This window comes from Roseovarius sp. B-10, from assembly GCF_056859295.1.
This window is the reverse complement of record NZ_JBSXOE010000029.1, coordinates 1-19,630: the sequence shown is the minus strand read 5'-3', so window position 1 is coordinate 19,630 and position 19,630 is coordinate 1. Positions and strand designations below refer to the sequence as shown.

The window sequence follows — 19,630 nt, the reverse complement described above, 5'->3', positions numbered from 1 at the left end:
TCCTGTCTCCCCGATGTCCGCACCTGCCCGGTAAGGCCCGCCGTTGCAGGGCCTGACGCTTGTCTTACACATCTGGCCGGGGCTTGAGAAGGCAAGAGAGGGACGCAGGCGGGCACAAATCCGGCCCGCCGCGCGCAAGGCCCCTCAGAGACCGAGCCGCGCCGTCACGATCTCGTTCACCGCCTTGGGATTGGCCTTGCCGCCGGTCGCCTTCATCACCTGGCCTACGAACCAGCCCGCAAGCTTGGGGTTGGCTTGCGCCTTTTCCACCTGGGCGGGGTTGGCGGCGATGATCTCGTCCACCGCCTGCTCGATGGCACCGGTATCCGTCACTTGGCGAAGGCCGCGCGCCTCGACGATCTCTTCGGGGTCACCGCCCTCGGTATAGACGATCTCGAAGAGGTCCTTGGCGATCTTGCCGGAAATGGCGTCGGACTTGATGAGCCGCACGATGGCCGCGAGTTGCGCCGGGCTGACGGGGCTCTCCTCGATGGAATGATCCTCTTTCTTGAGCCTGCCAAAGAGTTCGTTGATGACCCAATTCGCGGCCAGCTTGCCATCGCCCGCGTCCGCCGCCACCGCCTCGAAATACCCGGCATTGGCGAGGTCGGCGGTCAGCACGCTGGCGTCGTATTCCGACAGGCCGAACTCCAGCACGAACCGCGCCTTTTTCGCATCCGGCAGTTCGGGCAGGTTGGCCTCGATCTCTTCCACCCAAGCCTGCTCGATTTCCAACGGCAGGAGGTCGGGATCGGGGAAATAGCGGTAATCATGCGCCTCTTCCTTGGAGCGCATGGATCGGGTCTCGTTGCGGTCGGGATCGTAGAGGCGGGTTTCCTGCACCACTTCGCCGCCCGATTCCAGAATCGCGATCTGGCGGCGCGCCTCGTAGTCGATGGCCATCTGGATAAAGCGCATGGAGTTCATGTTCTTGATCTCACAGCGCGTGCCGAGATGCGCGAAGTCCTGCGTTTCCTGGTATTTCTCGTACTGCCCCGGACGGCAGACCGACACGTTGACGTCGGCCCGCAGGTTGCCGTTCTGCATGTTTCCATCGCAGGTGCCCAGGTAACGCAGTATCTGGCGCAGCTTGGTGACATAGGCGGCGGCCTCTTCGGGGCCGCGGATGTCTGGGCGGCTGACGATCTCCATCAGGCAGACGCCGGTGCGGTTGAGATCGACGAAAGACATCGCCGGGTCCATGTCGTGGATCGACTTGCCCGCGTCCTGTTCCATGTGGATGCGCTCGATCCGCACAAGCCGCGCGATCCCCGGCTCCATGTCCACGAGGATCTCGCCCTCGCCCACGAGCGGGTGGTAAAGCTGGCTGATCTGGTAGCCCTGCGGCAGGTCGGGGTAGAAATAGTTCTTGCGGTCGAAGGCTGACCAGAGGTTGATCTTTGCCTTCAACCCCAGCCCGGTGCGCACCGCCTGCTCGACGCAAAACTCGTTGATGACGGGCAGCATGCCGGGCATCGCCGCATCCACGAAGGAGACGCAGGAATTGGGCTCGGCCCCGAATTGGGTGGAGGCGCCGGAAAACAGCTTGGCGCGTGAGGCCACCTGCGCGTGCACCTCCATGCCGATGACCAGCTCCCAATCGTGCTTGGCCCCGGCGATCACCTTGGGTTTCGGCGCGTCATAGGTGAGATCCAGCATGCTCGGGCTCCGTGTCTTGGCTCGGCCTGCGTTCTACGCGGCGGGCCGCGGCGGGGCAAGAGGGCCTAGCGCGCGAAGGACAGCCCCATGTCCCAGAAGCCGACCTCCAGCCGGGTCGCGGTGGTGAAGCGGTGGCAGAGCCTGTCCCAACCCGGCGTGGTCTCGGGCGCCGGGCCAAGACGGCGCGCCACCGCCCCGTCAAAGAGCGCCCCCACCTCGCGGCAAACCTGTTGATACTCGTCGCCGGCATAGGTGGCGATCCAGTCGGCATAGGGGTGACCATCGGCCACGTCCTGCCCCAGCCGCGCGCCGATCTCGCCATAGCCCATGACGCAAGGTGCCAGCGCCGCCAGCAGATCGAGAAAATCACCCGAATGCCCGGCATCGAGCACGTAGCGGGTATAGGCGAGGTTGGCGGGGTGTTCCTCGGCGGCGATGAGGTCGGCCTCCGACAACCCCTCGGCCCCGCAGGTGCGGACATGCAGGCCGATCTCGGTATTGACCAGCGCATCGACGGTGGCCGCGCAAGTGCGCATCTCGTCCACCGTTTCGGCCTTGGTCACGGCCAGCGCCCAAGCCCGCGCGAAATGGACGAGGAAGATGTAGTCCTGCACGAGGTAGCCGAGAAACGCCGCGCGCGGCAGGCTCGCGTCGCGTAGCCGCTCGACAAAGGCGTGGCCTGTGTAGTCGCGCCAGACCGCCCCCGCCGCATCGCGCAGGCGGGGGAAGGTCGTGCCGTAGCCCTCGGTCATCGCGCGTTCATATCCAGCGCGAGGCCCGAAACGGGCGTGTCGGTCTCGATCATGCCCGCCTCCAGCAGAAAGCGCTCGAAGCGGCGATAGCGGGCGTGATCGAGCGCTGCGGGGCGGGTGGCAAAGCGCGGATAGGTATCGGCCCATGCCTTCTCGTTCAGCTCGTCCTGCAACTCGGTCGAGGTGCCCGCGAACATCTCCCAGCTTTCTTGTGGGTGGTTCATGATGTATTGCGTCGCGCGCTCGGTAGCGTGCAGGAAGCGGCGGATCATGTCCGCATTCATCGTCTCGGGATTGGCCACGTAGATAAGCTCGTCATAGGAGGGCACCCCCTCTTCTTCGACGTAGAAGCAGCGCCCCGGCACGCCCTCGATTTCCATCTGGTTCAATTCGAAATTGCGGTAGGCGCCGATCACCGCATCCACCTGTCCCGACATCAGCGAGGGCGAGAGCGACCAGTTGACGCTGACGAGCTCGATATCATCGAGGGTCAGGTCATGTTGCGCGAGGATGGCCGACAGCAACGCCTCCTCGACCCCGGCGACGGAAAAGCCCACCTTGCGGCCCTTGAGATCGGCGGTGGATTTGACAGGGCCATCCTCCAGCACCAGAAGGCAGTTGAGCGGCGTCGCGATGAGCGTGCCCACCCGGCGCAGCGGCAGCCCCTCTTCGACCTGAAGGTGAAGCTGCGGCTGATAGGCGATCGCCAGGTCGGCCTTTCCGGCGGCGACCATCTTGGGCGGGTCGGAGGGATCGGAGGGGGCCACCACCTCGACTTCCAGCCCGGCCTCGTCGAAATAGCCAAGCTCCTCGGCGAGGATGATCGGCCCATGATCGGGGTTCACGAACCAGTCGAGGATCAGGGTCATCTTGTCCTGCGCCATGGCCGGGGCGGCCAGAAACGCGAAGATCAGGGTCAGGTATCTCATGGGGTTCTCTCCTCTGGGGTATCGCCAAGAGCGATCAATGCAATCTCTCCGTCCCAATGGCCGCGCAATCGCGTCGCGGCCTGCCACGACCGCAGGCCGGATCGGCAGGCCAACACGGCGCGCGTACCTTTGGGGTGGAGGGTGTCGAAATCCGGCACGCTGTGGCGCGTGGCGTCAGGCAAGGCGGGACCGCTCTCCTCCTCCGCCCGCAGATCGACGAGCCAGTCGTCGTCCGTGATCTGTGCAGGCGTGATGAAGCCGAAGCCGCTTTCGGGCTCGGGCGCGCCGTCGAAACGGAAGCCGCCGAAGCGGTGACCGATGGCCTCGAAGGTGACCAGTTGGCCGAGTGGTTGTGGCTCTATTCCGGCCAGAATCGTCAATGCCATCTGCGCCTGAAGACTGCCGATGACACCGACAGCGGGGCCGAGCACGCCATCGGCATCGCAACTGCCCAGCCGGTCCGGCAGGTCGGGGAACACCGCACGCAAAGACGGCGCGCCACCGCAAAACCCGCCAACGTAGCCGGAGGTGCCCACCACCGAGGCGCTGATCAGCGGCGTGCCTAGCGCGAGGCAGGTGTCGGACTGGATGTAGCTCGCCGCGAAGCTGTCGGCGCAATCGAGAACCAGGTCGGCCGCGGCCACGTGATCGGGGGCGTTCAGTGGATCAAGCGGCTCTGACACGGTGGAAATCGTACAGTCTGGGTTGAGCGCAGCCATACGCGCCGCGGCGATCTGCGCCTTGGGGTGGCCGATATCCGCCATCCGAAAGAGCGTCTGCCGATGCAGGTTGCTCAAGGAGACCCGGTCGCCGTCCATCAGCGTGATCCGCCCCACGCCTGCGCCCACCAGGTATTGCAGCACCGGAGCGGCAAGCCCGCCCGCCCCTATCACCAGCACATGCGCCGCGCCGAGCCGCGCCTGCCCCTTTGCCCCGAACTCGGGCAAGGCGATCTGACGGGCATAGCGGGTCACTTGGTGGCCTCGATCCATTGCCGTACCCGCGCCTCGGGGTCATCGTTCAGCGTGATATCCGTCACGGCAGACACCACATCCGCCCCCGCGTTGAGCGCGCCGTGCGCGCGCTCCACCGACATGCCGCCAATGGCGACGAGGGGGATGTCGCCGATCAGGCGCTTCCATTCGGTGAGCTTCTCAAGCCCCTGTTCGTGCCATTTCATCTTCTTCAGGATGGTGGGATAGACGGGGCCAAGGGCGACGTAATCGGGATCGTGCGACAAGGCTCGATCCAGTTCGGCATGGTCATGGGTGCTGAGCCCGATCTTGATCCCTGCCCGCCGGATGGCAGGGATGTCGGCGGTATCGAGATCCTCCTGCCCGAGATGCACCCAGTCGCAGCCCAATTGAATGGCCTCCTCCCAGTGGTCGTTGACCACGAGGATTGCGCGATTCTCCCGACACAGGCTCTGTGCTTGCGCAATCTGCTGTTTCAGTATTTCGCCGGTCAGCTCCTTGATGCGCAACTGCACCAGCTTCACACCGAGCGGCAGGGTGCGGCGAAGCCAGTCCGCGTCATCGAAGATCGGGTAAAAGCGCGGCAGGGCCATCAGGTGAACGCCCTCCCCAGCACCGGCGTCGACGGCGCGGCCATGTCGCGCGGCTCCATCGGGTCGGCCTCGAACCCCAGCCGCCCGGCCTCCAGCGCGCGCGCGAAACCCTCGGCCATCGCCACCGGATCGCCCGCCTTGGCCACGGCGGTATTGAGCAGCACCGCGTCAAAGCCCAGCTCCATCGCGTGGGCCGCCTGAGAGGGCAGGCCCAGCCCTGCGTCGATCACCAGCGGCAGGTCAGGGAAATGGGCACGCAAGCTGCGCAACCCGTAGATATTGTTGAGCCCCAGCCCGGTGCCGATCGGCGCGCCCCAGGGCATCAGCACCCGGCACCCGGCCTCGACCAGCCGTTCGCAAAGCACGAGATCCTCGGTGCAATAGGGAAACACCTTGAACCCCTCGTCGGTCAGGATGCGCGCCGCCTCTACCAGTCCGAAGGGGTCCGGCTGCAAGGTGTCGGCATGACCGATCACCTCGAGCTTGATCCAGTCGGTGTCGAACAGCTCGCGCGCCATCTGCGCCGTGGTCACCGCCTCGCGCACCGAATGGCAGCCGGCGGTGTTGGGCAGGACGTGCGCGCCCAGATCACCGATCATGTCCCAGAACGCCTGTCCCGCGCGCTCGCCCCCCGCCTCGCGGCGGACCGAGACGGTGGCGATGCCCGCACCGGAGCGCTTGAATGCCTCGGCGAGGATCGCGGGTGAGGGGTATTGCGCGGTGCCGAGCATCAGGCGCGAGGTAATCTCGGTGTCGTAGTAACGTGGCATCTCAGCCCCCTTGCCGTGGCGCGACGATCTCGATCTGATCGCCATCAGCTAGTCTGTGTTCCGGCCTCATCGCTGCCGGAACGAAGCTCTGGTTCACCGCGGTCGCCACCTTGGCCGCGCCATAGCCCAGCTCATCCAGCAGCGCGTCGAGGGTGGTGGCCGCGCTCTCCTGCTTGGTGCCATTAACCGTGATCTTCATGGTAAAACTCCGGTCTCTGATTTTCGCGCATCACCAGCCCGGCTGTTATCCGTGCCACCGCGGGCGATAGCAGAAAGCCGTGCCGGAAAAGGCCGTTGACGTGGATCGTCTCGCCCTTGGCCGTGATGCGCGGCAGGTTGTCGGGAAAGGCGGGGCGCGCGTCGGCCCCGATCTCCACCACCTCGGCCTCGCCGAAGGCGGGGTGCAGGGCGTAGGCGGCCGAGAGCAATTCCATCACCGAGCGCGCCGAGGCGCGCCAGCGCTCCTCGCTCTCGATCTGCGTCGCGCCCAGCATGAACACGCCATCGCCGCGCGGCACGATGTAGAGCGGAAAGCGCGGATGTAGCAGGCGGATGGGCCGATTCAGGGTCACATCCGTCGAGCGCAGCACCACCATCTCTCCTTTGACGCCGCGCAGATCAGACAGGCTGTCCTGCGCCGCGAGGCCACGACAGTCGATCACCGGGCCATCGGGGGCGGCGGCGTCTTGCTCAAAGCGCGCGCCCGCCTCTTGCAGCCGTTTGCGCAGGTGCATGAGTGCGGCCCGCGGGTCGATATGCGCCTCGTCCTGAAAATAGAGCGCGCGGTCGTGGCGGTCGGCCAGATGCGGCTCTAACGCGGCTAAATCCTCGCTGCTCACCAGCCGGTGCCCGGTGGTGCGCCGCGCGAATTGGTCCAGCTCGCGCCGGTCGCGTTGCAGCGTGACAACGAGTGAGCCGCGCCGAATTACCTCGACGCCCTGCGCTTCCCACCAGTCGGCGGCCTGTTGGCCAAGGCGGACCACCGGCTCTTCCGCCGTCATCCCCTCGCAGAAGGGCGCAAGCATGCCACCCGCCCACCACGAGCAGCCATGCGCGCCGGGTTCCGGTGCGGGATCGCGAAGGGTGACGGCAACGCCCCGCGCCATGAGTTCAGTGGCCACACAGAGCCCCACGATGCCCGCGCCGCGAATGGTGATTGCGTCGGTCATGTCCAGACCTCGTGAAAATGATGTACCGGGCCATGCCCCTGCCCGATCTCTAGCGCGTCGGCGGCAAGGATCGCCCGATGCAGCCAGCCATGCGCCCGCGCGACGGACTCGCGCAGGGTCAGCCCCTGCGCCAGCCCCGCCGCGATGGCCGAAGAGAGGGTGCACCCGGTGCCGTGGGTGTTGCGCGTGGCGATGCGGGGGGCGTCGAGGCGCGTCACCTCATCGGCAATCAGCCAGTCGGTGCAGGTCTCTCCCTGCCCATGACCGCCCTTCATCAGCACCGCACCCGCGCCCATCCCGCATAACCGTGTGCCCTGCGCCTGCATGTCTGCATCGCTCATGGCCTCGGTACTGCCCAACAGCGCCGCCGCCTCGGGCAGGTTGGGTGTCAGTAAATCAGCGCGCGGCAGCAGATGCGCGATCAGCGCCGTGCGCGCCGCCTCGGGCAAGAGCCGCGCCCCGGACTTGGCGACCATCACCGGGTCAAGCACGATCGGGCCGTCATAGCCCGCTAGCGCCTCGGCGACCGTCTCGATCAGCCCGACATCGCCGAGCATCCCGATCTTGATGCAATCGATCCTGATATCGCCCAAGACGGCCGCAATCTGCGCCGCCACGGTTGCGTTCGGCACCGGGTGCACATCGGTCACGGCACAGGTGTTTTGCGCGGTCACGGCGGTGATCACGCTCGCGCCATACACGCCCAGCGCCGAGAATGTCTTGAGATCGGCCTGGATCCCCGCGCCGCCACCGCTGTCGGAGCCTGCGATTGTCAATGCGGTCGCCGCCATGCGCGTCTCCCTCAAGTTTTCGGGGAACGGATGCAGGGCGCGCTCGGGCTTGCTGATATCCGTTCCCTACGCCGGTATCATCCGGATCAGGTTCGATGGGTTGGCGCATCGCCTCTCAGCCCGTGCATCCCGGGCACCCCAACGGAGCTACCCAAGAGGTAACAGTGGCGCCGGACGCTCGCAAGGGGGGAAAGCGGGACAGGATATGTCGCAAACCGGCCGCACGCCGCCGGCTCCCGGGGTCAGGATGGGGCTTGGCCAATCCCTCGGAGATGCGCCCATGTCCTATGCCGCCAATATCGACCAATTCGCGCCCATCGCACGCTTCGCGCTCAATGTGGCGTTGCCCGTCCCCGAGGAGGTGCTGGCACGAACGGCGGTGCTCCTCATCGACACGCTGGGGGTGGCCGCGGGGGCGGCGTCGCTCGACGCAGGCCGCATCGCGAGGGATTTCGTCTACGATTTCCACGGGGCCGCGCGCGAGGATCACAGCGCCACCCTCCTCTTTGACGGGCGGCGCTGTGCCATGCCGGGGGCAGCCTGGGCGCTGGCCACGCAGCTCGACAATCTGGATGCGCATGACGGGCTGAATGCCACCAAGGGGCATATCGGCTGCGCCCTGGTGCCCGCGCTTTTCGCCTTTGCGGAGCAACGCCCAGGACTGACCGGGCGGCAGGCGCTCACCGCGCTGGCGATGGGCTACGAGGTGGCCGCGCGCGCCGCCGTCGCACTGCATGCCACGGCTAGCGATTATCACACCTCCGGCGCGTGGAACGCGCTGGGCGTGGCGGCGCTGGGGGCGCATCTGCGGGGGGATACGGCGGATGTGCTGCGCCACGCGCTCGGCATCGCCGAGTATCACGGGCCGCGTAGCCAGATGATGCGCGAGATCGCCAACCCGACGATGCTGCATGATGGCTCTGGCATGGGGGCCCTTGTCGGAGTTTCGTCCCTGTTACAGGCTGAACGCGGCTTTACCGGCGCGCCGGCGATCACCGTGGAGGGGGCGAATGTGGCGCCTGTCTGGGCCGATCTGGGCCACGACTGGACGGTGATGCGCAATTATATCAAGCCCTACCCGATCTGCCGCTGGGCGCATGGCGCGCTCGAATGCCTGCGGATGCTGGTCGAGGAAGAGGGCGTCAGACCGGAGGAGATCGAGGCACTGGAGGTCGCCACCTTCGCGCAATCCGCGGCCCTCTTTCCCGGGATGCCAGAGACGACGAGCGAGGCACAGTATTCGCTGGGATTCGCGCTGGCGGCCTACCTCGTGCATGGCCGCCTCGGCCCGGCGGAGATAACCGGGGACGCGTTACGCGATCCGCGCGTGGCGGAAATGCACGCCGGCATCACCGTGCGCGAGGAGCCGCGCCATTCCGCGCGCTTTCCCGAGGGACGCTGGTCTGACGTGACCGTGCGGCTACGCGACGGACGCGTAGTCCGTTCGGGCGATTGCAACGCGCGGGGCGGGCCGGAGGCACCGATGCCCGAGGCCGATATCCGAGCCAAGCTGTCGGTGATGGCCGGGGGCGCGCTCTCGGAGGCGCGGATCGGCGCGCTGTGGGAGATGCGCGAGCGGCTGCTTGACCAGGGCGCGGAATTCTCGCAGCTTGCCGGGCTCGTATACCCCGAACCGGACAGGCCATGACCGACGCCCCCCGTATCCTCGTCCACACCAGCGACCCCGCCCCGATGCTAGCGCGGCTGGCCGAGGTCGCCCCGGAAATCGAGGCGCGCGGGCATGATGGCTACGAGGGTCTTGATCGGGTGCTGGCGGAGTTCCGACCCGATATCGCCTATTCCGTCGCCTTCCACGGGCGCACGGGCTATCCGCGCGAGGCGCTGCTCGGCGCGCACGGGCCGCGCTGGATCGCCGTGGGCGGGGCGGGGGTGGATCATCTGACACCGTGGGACACGGGCACCGTGACGGTCAGCAACGCCGCCGGGGTCGCAGCACCCATGATCGCGGAATACGTATTCGGGTCGGTGCTGCATTTCACGCTCGACATCGACGGGATGGCCGCCGACCGCACAGCGCGGCACTGGGACAGCACGCGACTGATGACGCCGCTTCAGGGAAAGACCCTGCTGATCGTGGGGCTGGGCCATACCGGTCAGGCGGTGGCGTCGCGGGCCAAGGCGTTCGGCCTCAACGTGATTGGCACCCGTGCCCGACCGAAACCGATGGAGAACGTGGACGAGGTACATCCCGCCGATGCACTGCCCGATCTGTGGGGCAAGGCGGATATCGTGGTGCTGTCGGTGCCGCTTGTGTCCGGGACGCGGGGCCTTGTGAACGCGCGGTCGCTGATGGCGATGAAGCCGGATGCGATCCTCGTGGACGTGTCGCGCGGCGGCGTGCTCGACGGGGCGGCGCTCGTGAATACCATGCGCACGGGGCATTTGCGCGGCGCCGCGCTCGACGTGTTCGAGACCGAGCCGCTGCCCGGCGATCACCCGCTCTGGGGTCTGGACAGGGTGATCCTGTCGCCGCATTGCTCGGCGGTCTGGGAGGGCTGGGCGATGCGGTCCTTCGAGCTGTTTCTTGACAATCTCGGGCACTGGCGGCGGGGCGAGCCGCTTTTCAACGTCGTCGATCCGGAACGCGGCTATTGAGACCGAAAAACGCCCCGCCACGGGGGGCGGGGCAAGGCAAGGGCGCCCGGCCAAGTCAGGCCCCGGGCACCGGCGGTATGGGTGTCAGTTCGGGCGGTCGGCCATCTCGGCGCGGATCTGCTGGCGCAGCACGTCGATGGGCACGGTCTTGCCCTCGCGGCGAAAGCACCAGTAGGTCCAGCCGTTGCAGGACGGCGCGCCCTCGAGATGCGCGCCCACCTTGTGGATCGAGCCGTTGATCCCGTCGGCCACCAGCGTGCCATCGGCGCGCACCTTGGCGGCGGATTTGCCGTTCATCGAGGTCAGGACCTCGCCGGGGCGCAGCATCCCCCTCTCGACAAGCTGGCCGAAGGGGACGCGCGGCTCGGCGCGCTTGGACGTGGAAACCTGGAGCGCGTCACGGTCGTACTTCCTGATACTGGCGAGCCGTTTCTCGGCCACGCGGCGATAGCTCTCTTCGCGCTCGATCCCGATGTAATCGCGGCCCAGCATCCGGGCCACCGCCCCGGTCGTGCCGGTGCCGAAGAACGGGTCGAGCACCACGTCGCCGGGGCTGGTGGTGCCGACGAGCACGCGGTGCAGCAGGCTCTCGGGCTTTTGCGTGGGGTGCGCCTTGTCGCCGTTCTCGTCCTTGAGCCGCTCATGCCCGGTGCAGAGGGGCAATACCCAGTCAGAGCGCATCTGGATGCCGTCATTGAGCGATTTCAGCGCCTCGTAATTGAAGGTGTATTTCGCGCCCTCCTCGCGGCTGGCCCAGATCATCGTCTCGTGCGCATTGGTCAGCCGCTTGCCGCGGAAATTCGGCATCGGGTTGGACTTGCGCCACACCACGTCGTTGAGGATCCAGAAGCCCGCATCCTGCAACGCGGCGCCGACGCGAAAGATGTTGTGATATGAGCCGATCACCCAGATCGCGCCGTTGGGCTTGAGGATGCGCCGTGCGGCCGCCAGCCATTGCTGCGTGAAGCGGTCATAGGCGGCGAAGCTGGCAAAGCTGTCCCACGCGTCGTCCACCGCATCGACCTGGCTGTTGTCGGGACGGTGGAGATCGCCGCGCAGTTGCAGGTTATAGGGCGGGTCGGCAAAGATCAGGTCGATGCTGGCCTCGGGCAGGCCATTCATCACCTCGATACAATCCCCGGCAAGAATCGTGTTGAGAGGGAGCGCGGCGGGGCGCCCGGTCTTGGTCTTGGTTGTCATTTTCTGCCTCTGTTCCCGGCGCCTTTGGCGCTCTGCTCATTGGCAAAAGAATGAGTCAAAGCCGATTCGCGGTCAATTTCTTTTTTGAATCAGGGGGTTAGTTATTTTTCTTGATACAAGATATTGTGCACCGGTTTGAATGAACGCCTATGGTGAGGGGTGACCCCGAGATTTAGGAGCGCGGCGCGATGCGCTTTTGACGGGTAGCCGGCGTTGCGCTCCCACCCATAGCCGGGAAACTGTTGCGCCAAATCCCGCATGAGACGATCACGGCAGGTTTTTGCCACGATCGACGCGGCCGCGATCGACAGCGAGACGGCATCGCCCTTGACGATGGCCCGCGCCGGGAGCGCCAGGCCGTGCGGCAGCATGTTGCCGTCGATGAGCGCCATGTCGGGGGAAGGATCGAGCGCGGCGACCGCCCGCTCCATCGCGAGATGCGCGGCGCGCAGGATGTTGATCTCGTCGATCTCGGCGACGGTAGCGTGGGCAATCGACACCTGCGCCGAGGCGAGGATCGCCTCGGTCAGCGCCTCGCGGCGCGCCGCACTCAGCTTCTTGGAATCGTTCAGCCCCTCCGGGATGGCCCCCGGATCGAGGATCACCGCCGCCGCTGTCACCGGCCCCGCGAGCGGGCCGCGCCCGACCTCGTCCACCCCGGCGATGCGGGCATGACCGAGGGCGCGCGCGGCGCTCTCGTACGTGAAATCGGGGCCTGTCATGCGCCCTGATGCCACGGGCCTGCCACGAATGCAAAGGGAGGGGCTCATTGGCCCCTCCCCGCGTGCCTGCTCGAAGGCCTGCGGTTCAGTGGTATCCGTACCGATTGAGGCACCGGTCGCGATAGATCGTCCCGTGACGCCCGCCCACGCGGACGGCACAGGCCGAGGGCAGCGCGGCATAGCTGTAGTTGTAGCCGCTCAGGCAGCGCCCGGAATAGCCAGACCGATGGCCCTTGTGGACGCGGCAGGCGCCGGGCAGGTTGACGCGCCGGTGGCCGTAGCCCTTGTGGCGCTTGTATCCGCGGTTGTGACTGCGGTGATGGCCACGGTTATGCGCGCGCCCATAGGTGTCATGGCTCCGACGCGAGACATATCCGTCATTGTGCCGCCGCTTCTTGTTGTTGCTGGCGATGGCCGCGCCGATGATCGCACCGACGGCGAGGCCCGCGACAATCTTGCCGGTGTCGTTCCCGGCGCGCACCTCTGTCGGGGCGGTCGCAGAGGCGAGCGCTAGCGCGCCTGCCAAGAGGGTTGCGGTGAGCTTGGTGAACATGGGTTTGATCCTTTCCTTGACTGGGACTGAATGGCCAGGGCACGCCCCGGATTCAGTCACTTGCCGTAGCGGTCGCGCAGATGGTTCTGTCGCCCGTCGTATCCGTGACCACGCCGATAGCTGTCATGTAGGCCAAAGACCGGATACCGTCCGCGATAGCCGTGCCGATAAGCCCGGAAGTATCCATGCCGGGGGTGTTGGTAGCCGCGCCCGCGATAGCGGGGCCGGGCGTCTCGATAGCCGCGCCGGTATCCGCGAGCATCATGGCCGCGGTGGGCACGGTGGGTGCGGTGGCCGACGAGCGTCACCTCTGCACCGATGGCCGGGGCGCCCTGCAAGGCAGGGATGGCAGTGGCCGCTTGCGCGCCACCCGCACCGAGGGCCATGCCGAAGACGAGAACGAGAAGCTTGCGAAACATGGTGTCTCCTTTCAGGTTTACGTGGCAGCGCGGTGCGAGAGGTGTGTCAGACCGCCATGACCGCAGGTCGTGCCCCGAAAGATGTGCCCGGTCCCGAGGGACAGGCAATATCGCTCCCATGATATCTGATAACGTGCGCTTTCAGGGTCATTTCACGTCACGGGATATTGAATAGCCGCATGCGCTGGCGCATCTTGGCTCCATGACACGGATCATTCATACCCTCGCCCCGGCCCTCGCTTTCACGCTCATTGCAGAGGCGGCGGTGGCGGCTTGCCAGATCGAATACAAGGCCAAGCGGGAAAACCCGTTCGAGCTTTTCTATGACGTAACCACGGTCAACGCACCCTGTTCGGCAGCCGAGGCGGCGCTGAGGGCGCAACTGGCGAAACAGGGTCTGACCTTGCTCAAGGTCATGTCGAAAAAGGAAAAATAACGTGACCATGCGAGCATGATGACGCCGCGCGGACAGGGAACATCCGCCGCAGACATGCGCCGGTCGAGCACCCGCGTCGTGGTGATCGGCGTGATTGTCATTGTCGCGATCCTGACGCTCGCGGCCGTGTTCCTGTTTCTCAGCCTACCCGACGCCAACGCGTTCAACGCGCGGGTCGAGCGCATTTTCGTCGAGAATGACGCGCTGACCGGCGAGGGCGAGATCAAGCTGCTGGAGATCCTCGCGCTATCGGGCACCGCCTTTTCCGAGACACTTGTCAGCTACCGGATGGTGATCTTTGTGTTGCTGGTGTTCTCCACGGCGCTGCTGGTGGCGTCGCTGGTGTTCCTGGTGATGCTGGTCACGCTCAACCGCCGCATGGCACAGATCGAGCGGACGGGCATACAAGTCTCGTCGCTGCTTATCAGCCGCGACGAGCGGACGGTCTATCTCAACGACATGGGCTTCAAGTTGACCGACGCCGCGCTCGAGACGCTGAGCATTCTGGCCGAGGCGCGGCTCGACGGCGATGTGCTCAGCGGGGCGGAAATCGAGGCGATGATCTCGGGGCGGCGGCCCGAGGACTGCGAAGAGGCCGCCGGTGCCACGCGGATCAAGCGGCTGCGCGACGCGCTCGGCAATCAGCTTGTGAGCGAGATGCTGGTCAAGAACATCGCCCGGCGCGGCTACGTGCTGCTGGTGGACAAATCGGTGATCCGGGTGCAGTGACGAGCCCCCGGCGGCGCAACCCAAACGGGGGACGCCTGCCCCTTTGGCCGACACCCCCCGCTACCCCACGTGCTCCCTACGCACCACACGTGTAACTCTTTGGAAGGTCCCGGCCATCCTGGCCCTGACAAGATGACCTTACCGCAAACGCGCGGCCCCTCCAAACCCGGAGTGCCGCGCATTCGTTTCAAATTGATGGGTTGCCGCGCTCAGGCGGCCTTTTTAGGGAATTGCGCCACAGCGCCCTCGATCAACACCCGGTGCAACGCGGTGATCGCCGGTTCCATGTCTCTGGAGCCGAGAACGAATTGCACGTCCACGCCGCGCGGGGTCTGGTGCGCGGCGATCACTTCGATGCCCGCTTCCTCCAGCGCCGACAACCCGCGGCTCAGGACCTTGAGCCCTTGAAGGTTGCGCCCGATGGGTGACACCACCGACAGCGTGCGCGCCGAGACCTTGGCCGAGGGGAACACCTCTTCGAGATCGCGCGCCACGCGCCGCACCGTCTTGAGCGAGGCGTGCACGTAGTGGGTGATCGTGTTGGCGTTGGAGGTCTTGGACACGATCCAGACATTGTGCCGCTTGAGCGCGTCGAGAATGGCCGCGTCATAGCCCTTTACGCCCACCATGTCCTGCTCGAACAGCTCCAGCGCCACGACCTTTAGGCCGGTCACGATCTCGACATTCGCCTCGTCGGCAGGCTGATCGTCGATCAGCGTGCCGGGATCGCCGGGGTCGAACGCGTTGGTCACGCGCAGCGGCACCTCGGCCTGGCGCAGGGTCTTGGCTGCCTTGGGGTGGATTGCCTCCATCCCGAGATTCGAGAGCTGATCAGCCACGTCGTAATTGGTGTGCCCCAGCTTGCGCACGGCGTCCTCGCCCACGAGGTTCGGATCGGCCGAGGACAGATGGAACTCCTTGTGGATGATCGCCTCGGACGCGCCCGTCCAGGCGGCGATACGGGCGAATGTCACCTCGGAATAGCCGCGGTCGAATTCGCGCATCAGTCCCTCGGTGCATTGCGCATAGCCGGTGACGATGGGCAGTTCGGTGGCAAGATCCACATCGCCCAGCCCCTGTGCGATGCGCTCAGACAGGGTGTGCTCGGCCTCGTCGCGCCAGCCGCTGAGGTCGATGAAGCGCGCATTGACGCCCGCGCGCTGCAACAGCAGCGTGGTGACGAAAGCGGAATGCGCCTCGCCCAGCCCCGAGAGCAATTCGCGGATGACCAGCATGTGATCGGCCAGCCGGAAATGCCCGTAGGAGCACAGCCGTTGAAGGTCGAACAGGCACGAGCGCGCGCCCTCGATCCGCTCGCGCACGAACTCGTCGGCCATGGTGCGATCGCCAGGGTGCTCGAGAATCTCGGTATGCGCCTCGCGCATGGCATGGCCCACCTCGGTCAGCGCGTCGAGCCAGCCGTGATCGTCATCGTCATTCGCAAACCGCGCATAGACACCGGGCGTGCCGGATTTCTTGTGCTCCAGCAGCTTGTTCGTGATACCGCCAAAGGCCGAGACCACGAAGACCCGGTGATAGAGCGATGTGCCCTCGCGGTTCCCGATGAATAGCGTGTCCAGCAACTCGGCCACGCGGCTCATGGATGTGCCGCCGATCTTCTCGACGGTGTGCTGTGGAAAATTCATATCCTCTTTCCGGGGCGCGTGGCCCCGGACCTTTCTCAGCTGTCTTCCAGCGCGTAGGAGCCGTCTTCCTGATGGACTTCCTTGCCGGTCACCGGCGGATTGAAGCAGCAGGCCATGACAAGCTCTTCCTCGGCGCGCAGGATGTGGCGATCGTGCTTGTCGAGCGCATACATCACGCCGGGCTTGATCTCGTGCGTCTCGCCGGTGGCCAGATCGGTGATCGAGCCCTTGCCCTGCACGCAGTAGACGCTCTCGAAATGGTTCTTGTACTCGAACGTGTGCTCCGACCCTGGCTCGAGGAACGTGATGTGGAACGAAAACCCCATCCCGTCATCGGCCAGGAGCATCCGCACGCTCGACCATTGCGCATCCGAAACGACGCGGTCGCGCTCTTCCTCGACGATCTTGTTGAAATCTCTCACGATCATGTTTGTCACTCCGCTGCGATTTTCTGTGTCTCGGTCACGTCCTGCACGGCCTCGGCGAGGATGTCGAGGCCGCGGGCAAAGGTGTCCTCGGGCGTGGTGAGCGGCGCAAGCACCTTGACCACCTCATCATGCGCGCCCGATGTCTCGATGATGAGACCTTTTTCAAAGGCACGCGCGCAAATCTCGCCCGCGAGATCGCCATTTCCGACATCGACGCCCTGCATCATGCCGCGCCCCTTGAGGCGGGAACCGGGAATGCCATCTGCGATGCGGGTGAGCGCGTCGCGCAGCATCTCGGCCTTGGCGGTGATCTCCTTCTGGAACGTATCGTCCTTCCAGAATTTCTCAAGCGCCACGCGCGCGGTGACAAAGGCATGGTTGTTGCCGCGGAAGGTGCCGTTATGCTCGGCCGGACCCCAGACATCGTGCTCGGGCTTGATGAGCAGCGCGGCGAAGGGCAAGCCCATCCCCGAAAAGCTCTTGGCCATCGGGATGAGATCGGGCTCGATCCCCATCTCCTCGAAGCTGAAGAACGTCCCCGTGCGGCCGCAGCCCGCCTGGATGTCATCGACAATGAACAGCGCGCCATGCTCTTTCGCCAGCTTTGCCACCCCCTGCATGAAGGCGGTCGAGGCGGCGTTGAGCCCGCCCTCGCCCTGCACCGGCTCGATGATGAAGGCAGCGGGCGCGTCGACGCCGCTCGACGGATTGCCGAGCAACTCCTCGATGATCTTCAGGCTGTCCATGCCATCGCCGAACGCGCCCTCGTAGGGCATGTGCGTGACATCGTGGAGCGAGACAGGCCCGGCACCGGCACGCTTGCCGGCGTTGCCGGTCGCTGCCAGCGCGCCCATGGTCATACCGTGGAACCCGTTGGTGAACGCGATGATGTTGCGGCGACCGGTGATCTTGCGCGCCAGCTTCATCGCCGCCTCGACGGCATTGGTACCGGTGGGGCCGGTCATCATCACCTTGTAGTCCATGTCGCGAGGCTTGAGGATGATCTCCTCGAACGCACCCAGGAAATCGGCCTTGGCTCCGCTGTGCATGTCAAGGCCGTGGGTGATCCCGTCGGCAGTGATGTGCTCGATCAGCGCGGCTTTCATGTCGGGGTCGTTGTGCCCGTAGTTGAGCGACGAACACCCGGCGAGAAAGTCGATATAGGTGCGGCCCTCGGCATTCGTCAGCTCGGACCCCTGCGCCTTGACAAAGGACGTGGGGAAGCTGCGGCAATAGCTGCGCGCCTGCGATTCACGGCGCGCATAGATTTCGAGATCGGCTGACTTGTCAGTCGGCATAACGTGTTCCTTCATGTGATTGGGTATGGGGCGCGGGCGGCGGCCGATTTCAGGCCGCCTTCTTCATCCGCGCCTTGAGCGAGATCGTCACCATGTACTCGGTGTCGTGAAGCTCGTCGAAATGATCGTCCTTCGAGAAGTAGGGCGCGCTCGACAGCGCGGCGTCGCTCATCTCGGTGAACTTGCGGAACAGCGCCCAGCTTGCGGCGTTGTCGCGGGTGATCGTGGTCTGCACGCGGGTCACGCCCTTGCAGATGTCGCGGGACAGCAGGCCACGCAGCATCAGCGTGCCAAGCCCCGTACCGCGCGCCGTTTCCGACACGGCGACCTGCCAGACGAATAGCGTTTCGGGGTCATGGGGCAGCTTGTAGCCCGAGACCCAGCCCACGATCTCGCCATCCATCTCGGCGACGATACAGGTGTCGCGGAAATGATCGCACTGCACGAGGTTGCAATACATGGAATTCTCGTCGAGCGGCTTGCAGGCGCGAACGAGCCTCCAGATATCGGCCCCGTCCTCGGCTGCGGGCTTGCGCAGCGACGGCATGGCTTTCCCGAAAATTTCCCTTGCATGGCGCATGGATCATTGGCCCTCTGTTGTTTCGATTGACTAACTATATTGCTTAGCCTATGAAATCAACCTTGATCCGTAAAATAGTTATTTTTCTGCATGAAAATGCCGATAAAGCCAAGAAATCCGAGCTTAAAAGATTAGCTTTTTTGACTAACGAGGCGAGAAAGATGAAGGAGGGAAGAATTTGCAATTGAGTGACAGCTTTGCAACCATCGCGTCCATTAACGGGAGAGACCGCATGGATCGCACCGATCAGAGCCTCATCGCGCTCCGGCGCATCCTGCGCGCCACCGAGATTTATGGGCGCAAGCTGGCCAATGCCGCCGGACTCACCGCCGTGCAGTTCCGCGTGCTCCAGATCGTGGCCGAGCGCGGCCACAGCACCGCGACCGAAATCGCCCGGCGGATGCGCGTGAGCCAGGCGACCGTCACCTCGCTGGTCGACAAGCTGGTCAAGCACGGCATGGTCACCCGCGAGAAATCACAGGCCGACCGGCGGCAGATCAACATCCTCATCACCGAGCGCGGGCACGACACGATCAACCTCGCGCCTGACGCGCTGCAACAACGCTACGTGCGCAAGTTCGAAACGCTGGAGGACTGGGAACAGGCGCAACTTATCGCGTCGCTCGAACGGGTGGCGGCGATGCTCGACGCCGATGACATCGACGCCTCGCCGGTGCTTGATACCGGCGACCTGCGCAGCGCGTCCTGAGCCGAAACGCAAACGCCCGCCACGAGGGCGGGCGTTGTCGCGGAAATGACAGCCTGTCAGCCGTAGACCGATTCCCTGCCGAAATGCTTGGTCAGCATGTAGTAGACCACGGCGCGATACTTGTTGCGCTCGGAGCGGCCATAGGTCTCCAGCACCTGGTTGATCGCGTCCATCAGCGCGGGGGTGTCGGAGAGGCCCAGCTTCTTGACGAGAAAATTGTTTTTCACGGTTTCGAGCTCCCCGGGCTGCCCTGCCGCCACCGTCGCGGCGTCGGCGTCGTAGATCGCCGGGCCGCAGCCGATTGTCACCTTGGTGAGCAGGTCAATGTCGGGCTCCATTCCGCACTTGTTGCGCAGATCGTCCGCATAGCGTGCAATCAGATCGTCACGTTTTCCCATCAAAAATCTCCCAAATTCCCGGCCGATGCACCGGCACCTCGTTTCACCAAGCCCCTAAAATGGCGCTTGGCGAACGATAGCGGCTGATCTTGCGCGCACAAAGGGAAAGTTCTCCGCGCTTGGCCTCCCTCAATACCGGTAATGCTCGGGCTTGAACGGCCCTTGCGGCGTCACGCCGATATACTCCGCCTGGTCGGGGCGCAGTTCGGTCAGCTTGACGCCGATGCGGTCCAGGTGCAGGCGCGCCACCTTTTCATCG

24 protein-coding genes and 1 riboswitch are annotated in these 19,630 nt (G+C 65.2%); of the genes, 5 read left to right on the top strand and 19 right to left on the bottom strand.

The genetic code is table 11. The features are described from left to right. Window positions 1-144: 144 nt before the first annotated feature. The 9 genes from gatB to thiD all read right to left on the bottom strand — a co-directional run bounded on the left by gatB (window position 145) and on the right by thiD (window position 7,637). Entirely contained in the window at window positions 145-1,659 is a 1,515-nt protein-coding gene (gene gatB, locus AC13D8_RS07350) for an Asp-tRNA(Asn)/Glu-tRNA(Gln) amidotransferase subunit GatB (protein ID WP_482968313.1), read from the bottom strand. A gap of 65 nt (window positions 1,660-1,724) precedes the next feature. Continuing rightward, window positions 1,725-2,411: a thiaminase II gene (gene tenA / locus AC13D8_RS07345; protein WP_482968312.1), complete on the bottom strand. Its 687-nt coding sequence runs from the start codon at window positions 2,409-2,411 to the stop codon at window positions 1,725-1,727. Further along, window positions 2,408-3,340 (bottom strand): ABC transporter substrate-binding protein, encoded by a 933-nt coding sequence (locus tag AC13D8_RS07340; RefSeq protein ID WP_482968311.1) that lies wholly within the window; start codon window positions 3,338-3,340, stop codon window positions 2,408-2,410. Before AC13D8_RS07340 ends, tenA begins: the two co-directional genes overlap by 4 nt. Next, complete coding sequence (locus tag AC13D8_RS07335) at window positions 3,337-4,314, bottom strand: ThiF family adenylyltransferase (RefSeq protein ID WP_482968310.1); 978 nt, start codon at window positions 4,312-4,314, stop codon at window positions 3,337-3,339. Before AC13D8_RS07335 ends, AC13D8_RS07340 begins: the two co-directional genes overlap by 4 nt. Next, entirely contained in the window at window positions 4,311-4,907 is a 597-nt protein-coding gene (locus AC13D8_RS07330) for a thiamine phosphate synthase (RefSeq protein WP_482968309.1), read from the bottom strand. The genes AC13D8_RS07335 and AC13D8_RS07330 overlap by 4 nt, the downstream gene beginning before the upstream one ends. Beyond that, on the bottom strand, window positions 4,907-5,677 hold the full coding sequence (locus tag AC13D8_RS07325; protein WP_482968308.1) for a thiazole synthase: 771 nt from the start codon (window positions 5,675-5,677) through the stop codon (window positions 4,907-4,909). Before AC13D8_RS07325 ends, AC13D8_RS07330 begins: the two co-directional genes overlap by 1 nt. A gap of 1 nt (window position 5,678) precedes the next feature. Further along, entirely contained in the window at window positions 5,679-5,876 is a 198-nt protein-coding gene (gene thiS / locus AC13D8_RS07320) for a sulfur carrier protein ThiS (RefSeq protein ID WP_104018156.1), read from the bottom strand. Next, on the bottom strand, window positions 5,860-6,846 hold the full coding sequence (locus tag AC13D8_RS07315) for an FAD-dependent oxidoreductase (protein ID WP_482968307.1): 987 nt from the start codon (window positions 6,844-6,846) through the stop codon (window positions 5,860-5,862). The genes thiS and AC13D8_RS07315 overlap by 17 nt, the downstream gene beginning before the upstream one ends. Continuing rightward, complete coding sequence (thiD, locus tag AC13D8_RS07310) at window positions 6,843-7,637, bottom strand: bifunctional hydroxymethylpyrimidine kinase/phosphomethylpyrimidine kinase (RefSeq protein WP_482968306.1); 795 nt, start codon at window positions 7,635-7,637, stop codon at window positions 6,843-6,845. The genes AC13D8_RS07315 and thiD overlap by 4 nt, the downstream gene beginning before the upstream one ends. A gap of 46 nt (window positions 7,638-7,683) precedes the next feature. Further along, window positions 7,684-7,788: riboswitch (TPP riboswitch) on the bottom strand. A 129-nt stretch (window positions 7,789-7,917) separates the two neighbouring features. Between thiD and AC13D8_RS07305 the strand changes: the two genes are divergently transcribed. Both AC13D8_RS07305 and AC13D8_RS07300 read left to right on the top strand, forming a co-directional pair. Continuing rightward, window positions 7,918-9,285: an MmgE/PrpD family protein gene (locus AC13D8_RS07305; RefSeq protein WP_482968305.1), complete on the top strand. Its 1,368-nt coding sequence runs from the start codon at window positions 7,918-7,920 to the stop codon at window positions 9,283-9,285. After that, window positions 9,282-10,253, top strand: a complete 972-nt coding sequence (locus AC13D8_RS07300) for a D-2-hydroxyacid dehydrogenase (RefSeq protein ID WP_482968304.1) — start codon at window positions 9,282-9,284, stop codon at window positions 10,251-10,253. The genes AC13D8_RS07305 and AC13D8_RS07300 overlap by 4 nt, the downstream gene beginning before the upstream one ends. Window positions 10,254-10,337: 84 nt before the next feature. Here AC13D8_RS07300 and AC13D8_RS07295 read toward each other — a convergent pair whose 3' ends face one another. The 4 genes from AC13D8_RS07295 to AC13D8_RS07280 form a co-directional block, all read right to left on the bottom strand. Next, window positions 10,338-11,453 (bottom strand): site-specific DNA-methyltransferase, encoded by a 1,116-nt coding sequence (locus AC13D8_RS07295; RefSeq protein WP_129431305.1) that lies wholly within the window; start codon window positions 11,451-11,453, stop codon window positions 10,338-10,340. A gap of 101 nt (window positions 11,454-11,554) precedes the next feature. After that, window positions 11,555-12,175 (bottom strand): ribonuclease HII, encoded by a 621-nt coding sequence (locus AC13D8_RS07290; protein WP_129431304.1) that lies wholly within the window; start codon window positions 12,173-12,175, stop codon window positions 11,555-11,557. Window positions 12,176-12,260: 85 nt separating this feature from the next. Continuing rightward, on the bottom strand, window positions 12,261-12,728 hold the full coding sequence (locus AC13D8_RS07285) for a hypothetical protein (protein ID WP_482968303.1): 468 nt from the start codon (window positions 12,726-12,728) through the stop codon (window positions 12,261-12,263). Window positions 12,729-12,784: 56 nt separating this feature from the next. Next, the gene (locus AC13D8_RS07280; protein ID WP_482968302.1) at window positions 12,785-13,147 is read right to left on the bottom strand and encodes a hypothetical protein; all 363 of its coding nucleotides are present in this window, start codon (window positions 13,145-13,147) and stop codon (window positions 12,785-12,787) included. 202 nt (window positions 13,148-13,349) lie between these two features. On the opposite strand from AC13D8_RS07280, the gene AC13D8_RS07275 reads away from it, so the two are divergent. Together AC13D8_RS07275 and AC13D8_RS07270 are read left to right on the top strand one after the other, a co-directional pair. Next, window positions 13,350-13,583 (top strand): hypothetical protein, encoded by a 234-nt coding sequence (locus AC13D8_RS07275; RefSeq protein ID WP_129431302.1) that lies wholly within the window; start codon window positions 13,350-13,352, stop codon window positions 13,581-13,583. An 18-nt stretch (window positions 13,584-13,601) separates the two neighbouring features. Beyond that, window positions 13,602-14,312: a winged helix-turn-helix domain-containing protein gene (locus tag AC13D8_RS07270; RefSeq protein WP_129431489.1), complete on the top strand. Its 711-nt coding sequence runs from the start codon at window positions 13,602-13,604 to the stop codon at window positions 14,310-14,312. A 209-nt stretch (window positions 14,313-14,521) separates the two neighbouring features. Here AC13D8_RS07270 and AC13D8_RS07265 read toward each other — a convergent pair whose 3' ends face one another. Genes AC13D8_RS07265 through ectA form a run of 4 tightly spaced genes read right to left on the bottom strand, consistent with a single transcriptional unit; the run spans window position 14,522 to window position 18,231 of the window. Beyond that, the gene (locus AC13D8_RS07265) at window positions 14,522-15,958 is read right to left on the bottom strand and encodes an aspartate kinase (RefSeq protein ID WP_482968301.1); all 1,437 of its coding nucleotides are present in this window, start codon (window positions 15,956-15,958) and stop codon (window positions 14,522-14,524) included. A gap of 35 nt (window positions 15,959-15,993) precedes the next feature. Continuing rightward, window positions 15,994-16,386 (bottom strand): ectoine synthase, encoded by a 393-nt coding sequence (locus AC13D8_RS07260; protein ID WP_104018145.1) that lies wholly within the window; start codon window positions 16,384-16,386, stop codon window positions 15,994-15,996. 5 nt (window positions 16,387-16,391) lie between these two features. Beyond that, window positions 16,392-17,684, bottom strand: a complete 1,293-nt coding sequence (ectB, locus tag AC13D8_RS07255; protein WP_482968300.1) for a diaminobutyrate--2-oxoglutarate transaminase — start codon at window positions 17,682-17,684, stop codon at window positions 16,392-16,394. A gap of 49 nt (window positions 17,685-17,733) precedes the next feature. Next, a complete protein-coding gene (ectA, locus tag AC13D8_RS07250) occupies window positions 17,734-18,231 on the bottom strand; it encodes a diaminobutyrate acetyltransferase (RefSeq protein ID WP_240611588.1) in 498 nt (165 codons plus the stop codon). Between the two features lie 265 nt (window positions 18,232-18,496). Between ectA and AC13D8_RS07245 the strand changes: the two genes are divergently transcribed. Continuing rightward, entirely contained in the window at window positions 18,497-18,973 is a 477-nt protein-coding gene (locus AC13D8_RS07245; protein ID WP_206735487.1) for a MarR family winged helix-turn-helix transcriptional regulator, read from the top strand. A 56-nt stretch (window positions 18,974-19,029) separates the two neighbouring features. On the opposite strand, the gene AC13D8_RS07240 is transcribed toward AC13D8_RS07245, so the two are convergent. Both AC13D8_RS07240 and AC13D8_RS07235 read right to left on the bottom strand, forming a co-directional pair. Continuing rightward, window positions 19,030-19,371, bottom strand: a complete 342-nt coding sequence (locus AC13D8_RS07240; protein ID WP_129431299.1) for a DUF2853 family protein — start codon at window positions 19,369-19,371, stop codon at window positions 19,030-19,032. A gap of 129 nt (window positions 19,372-19,500) precedes the next feature. Continuing rightward, the coding region (locus AC13D8_RS07235) for an adenosylhomocysteinase (protein WP_482968355.1) at window positions 19,501-19,630 on the bottom strand (130 nt) is incomplete at its 5' end.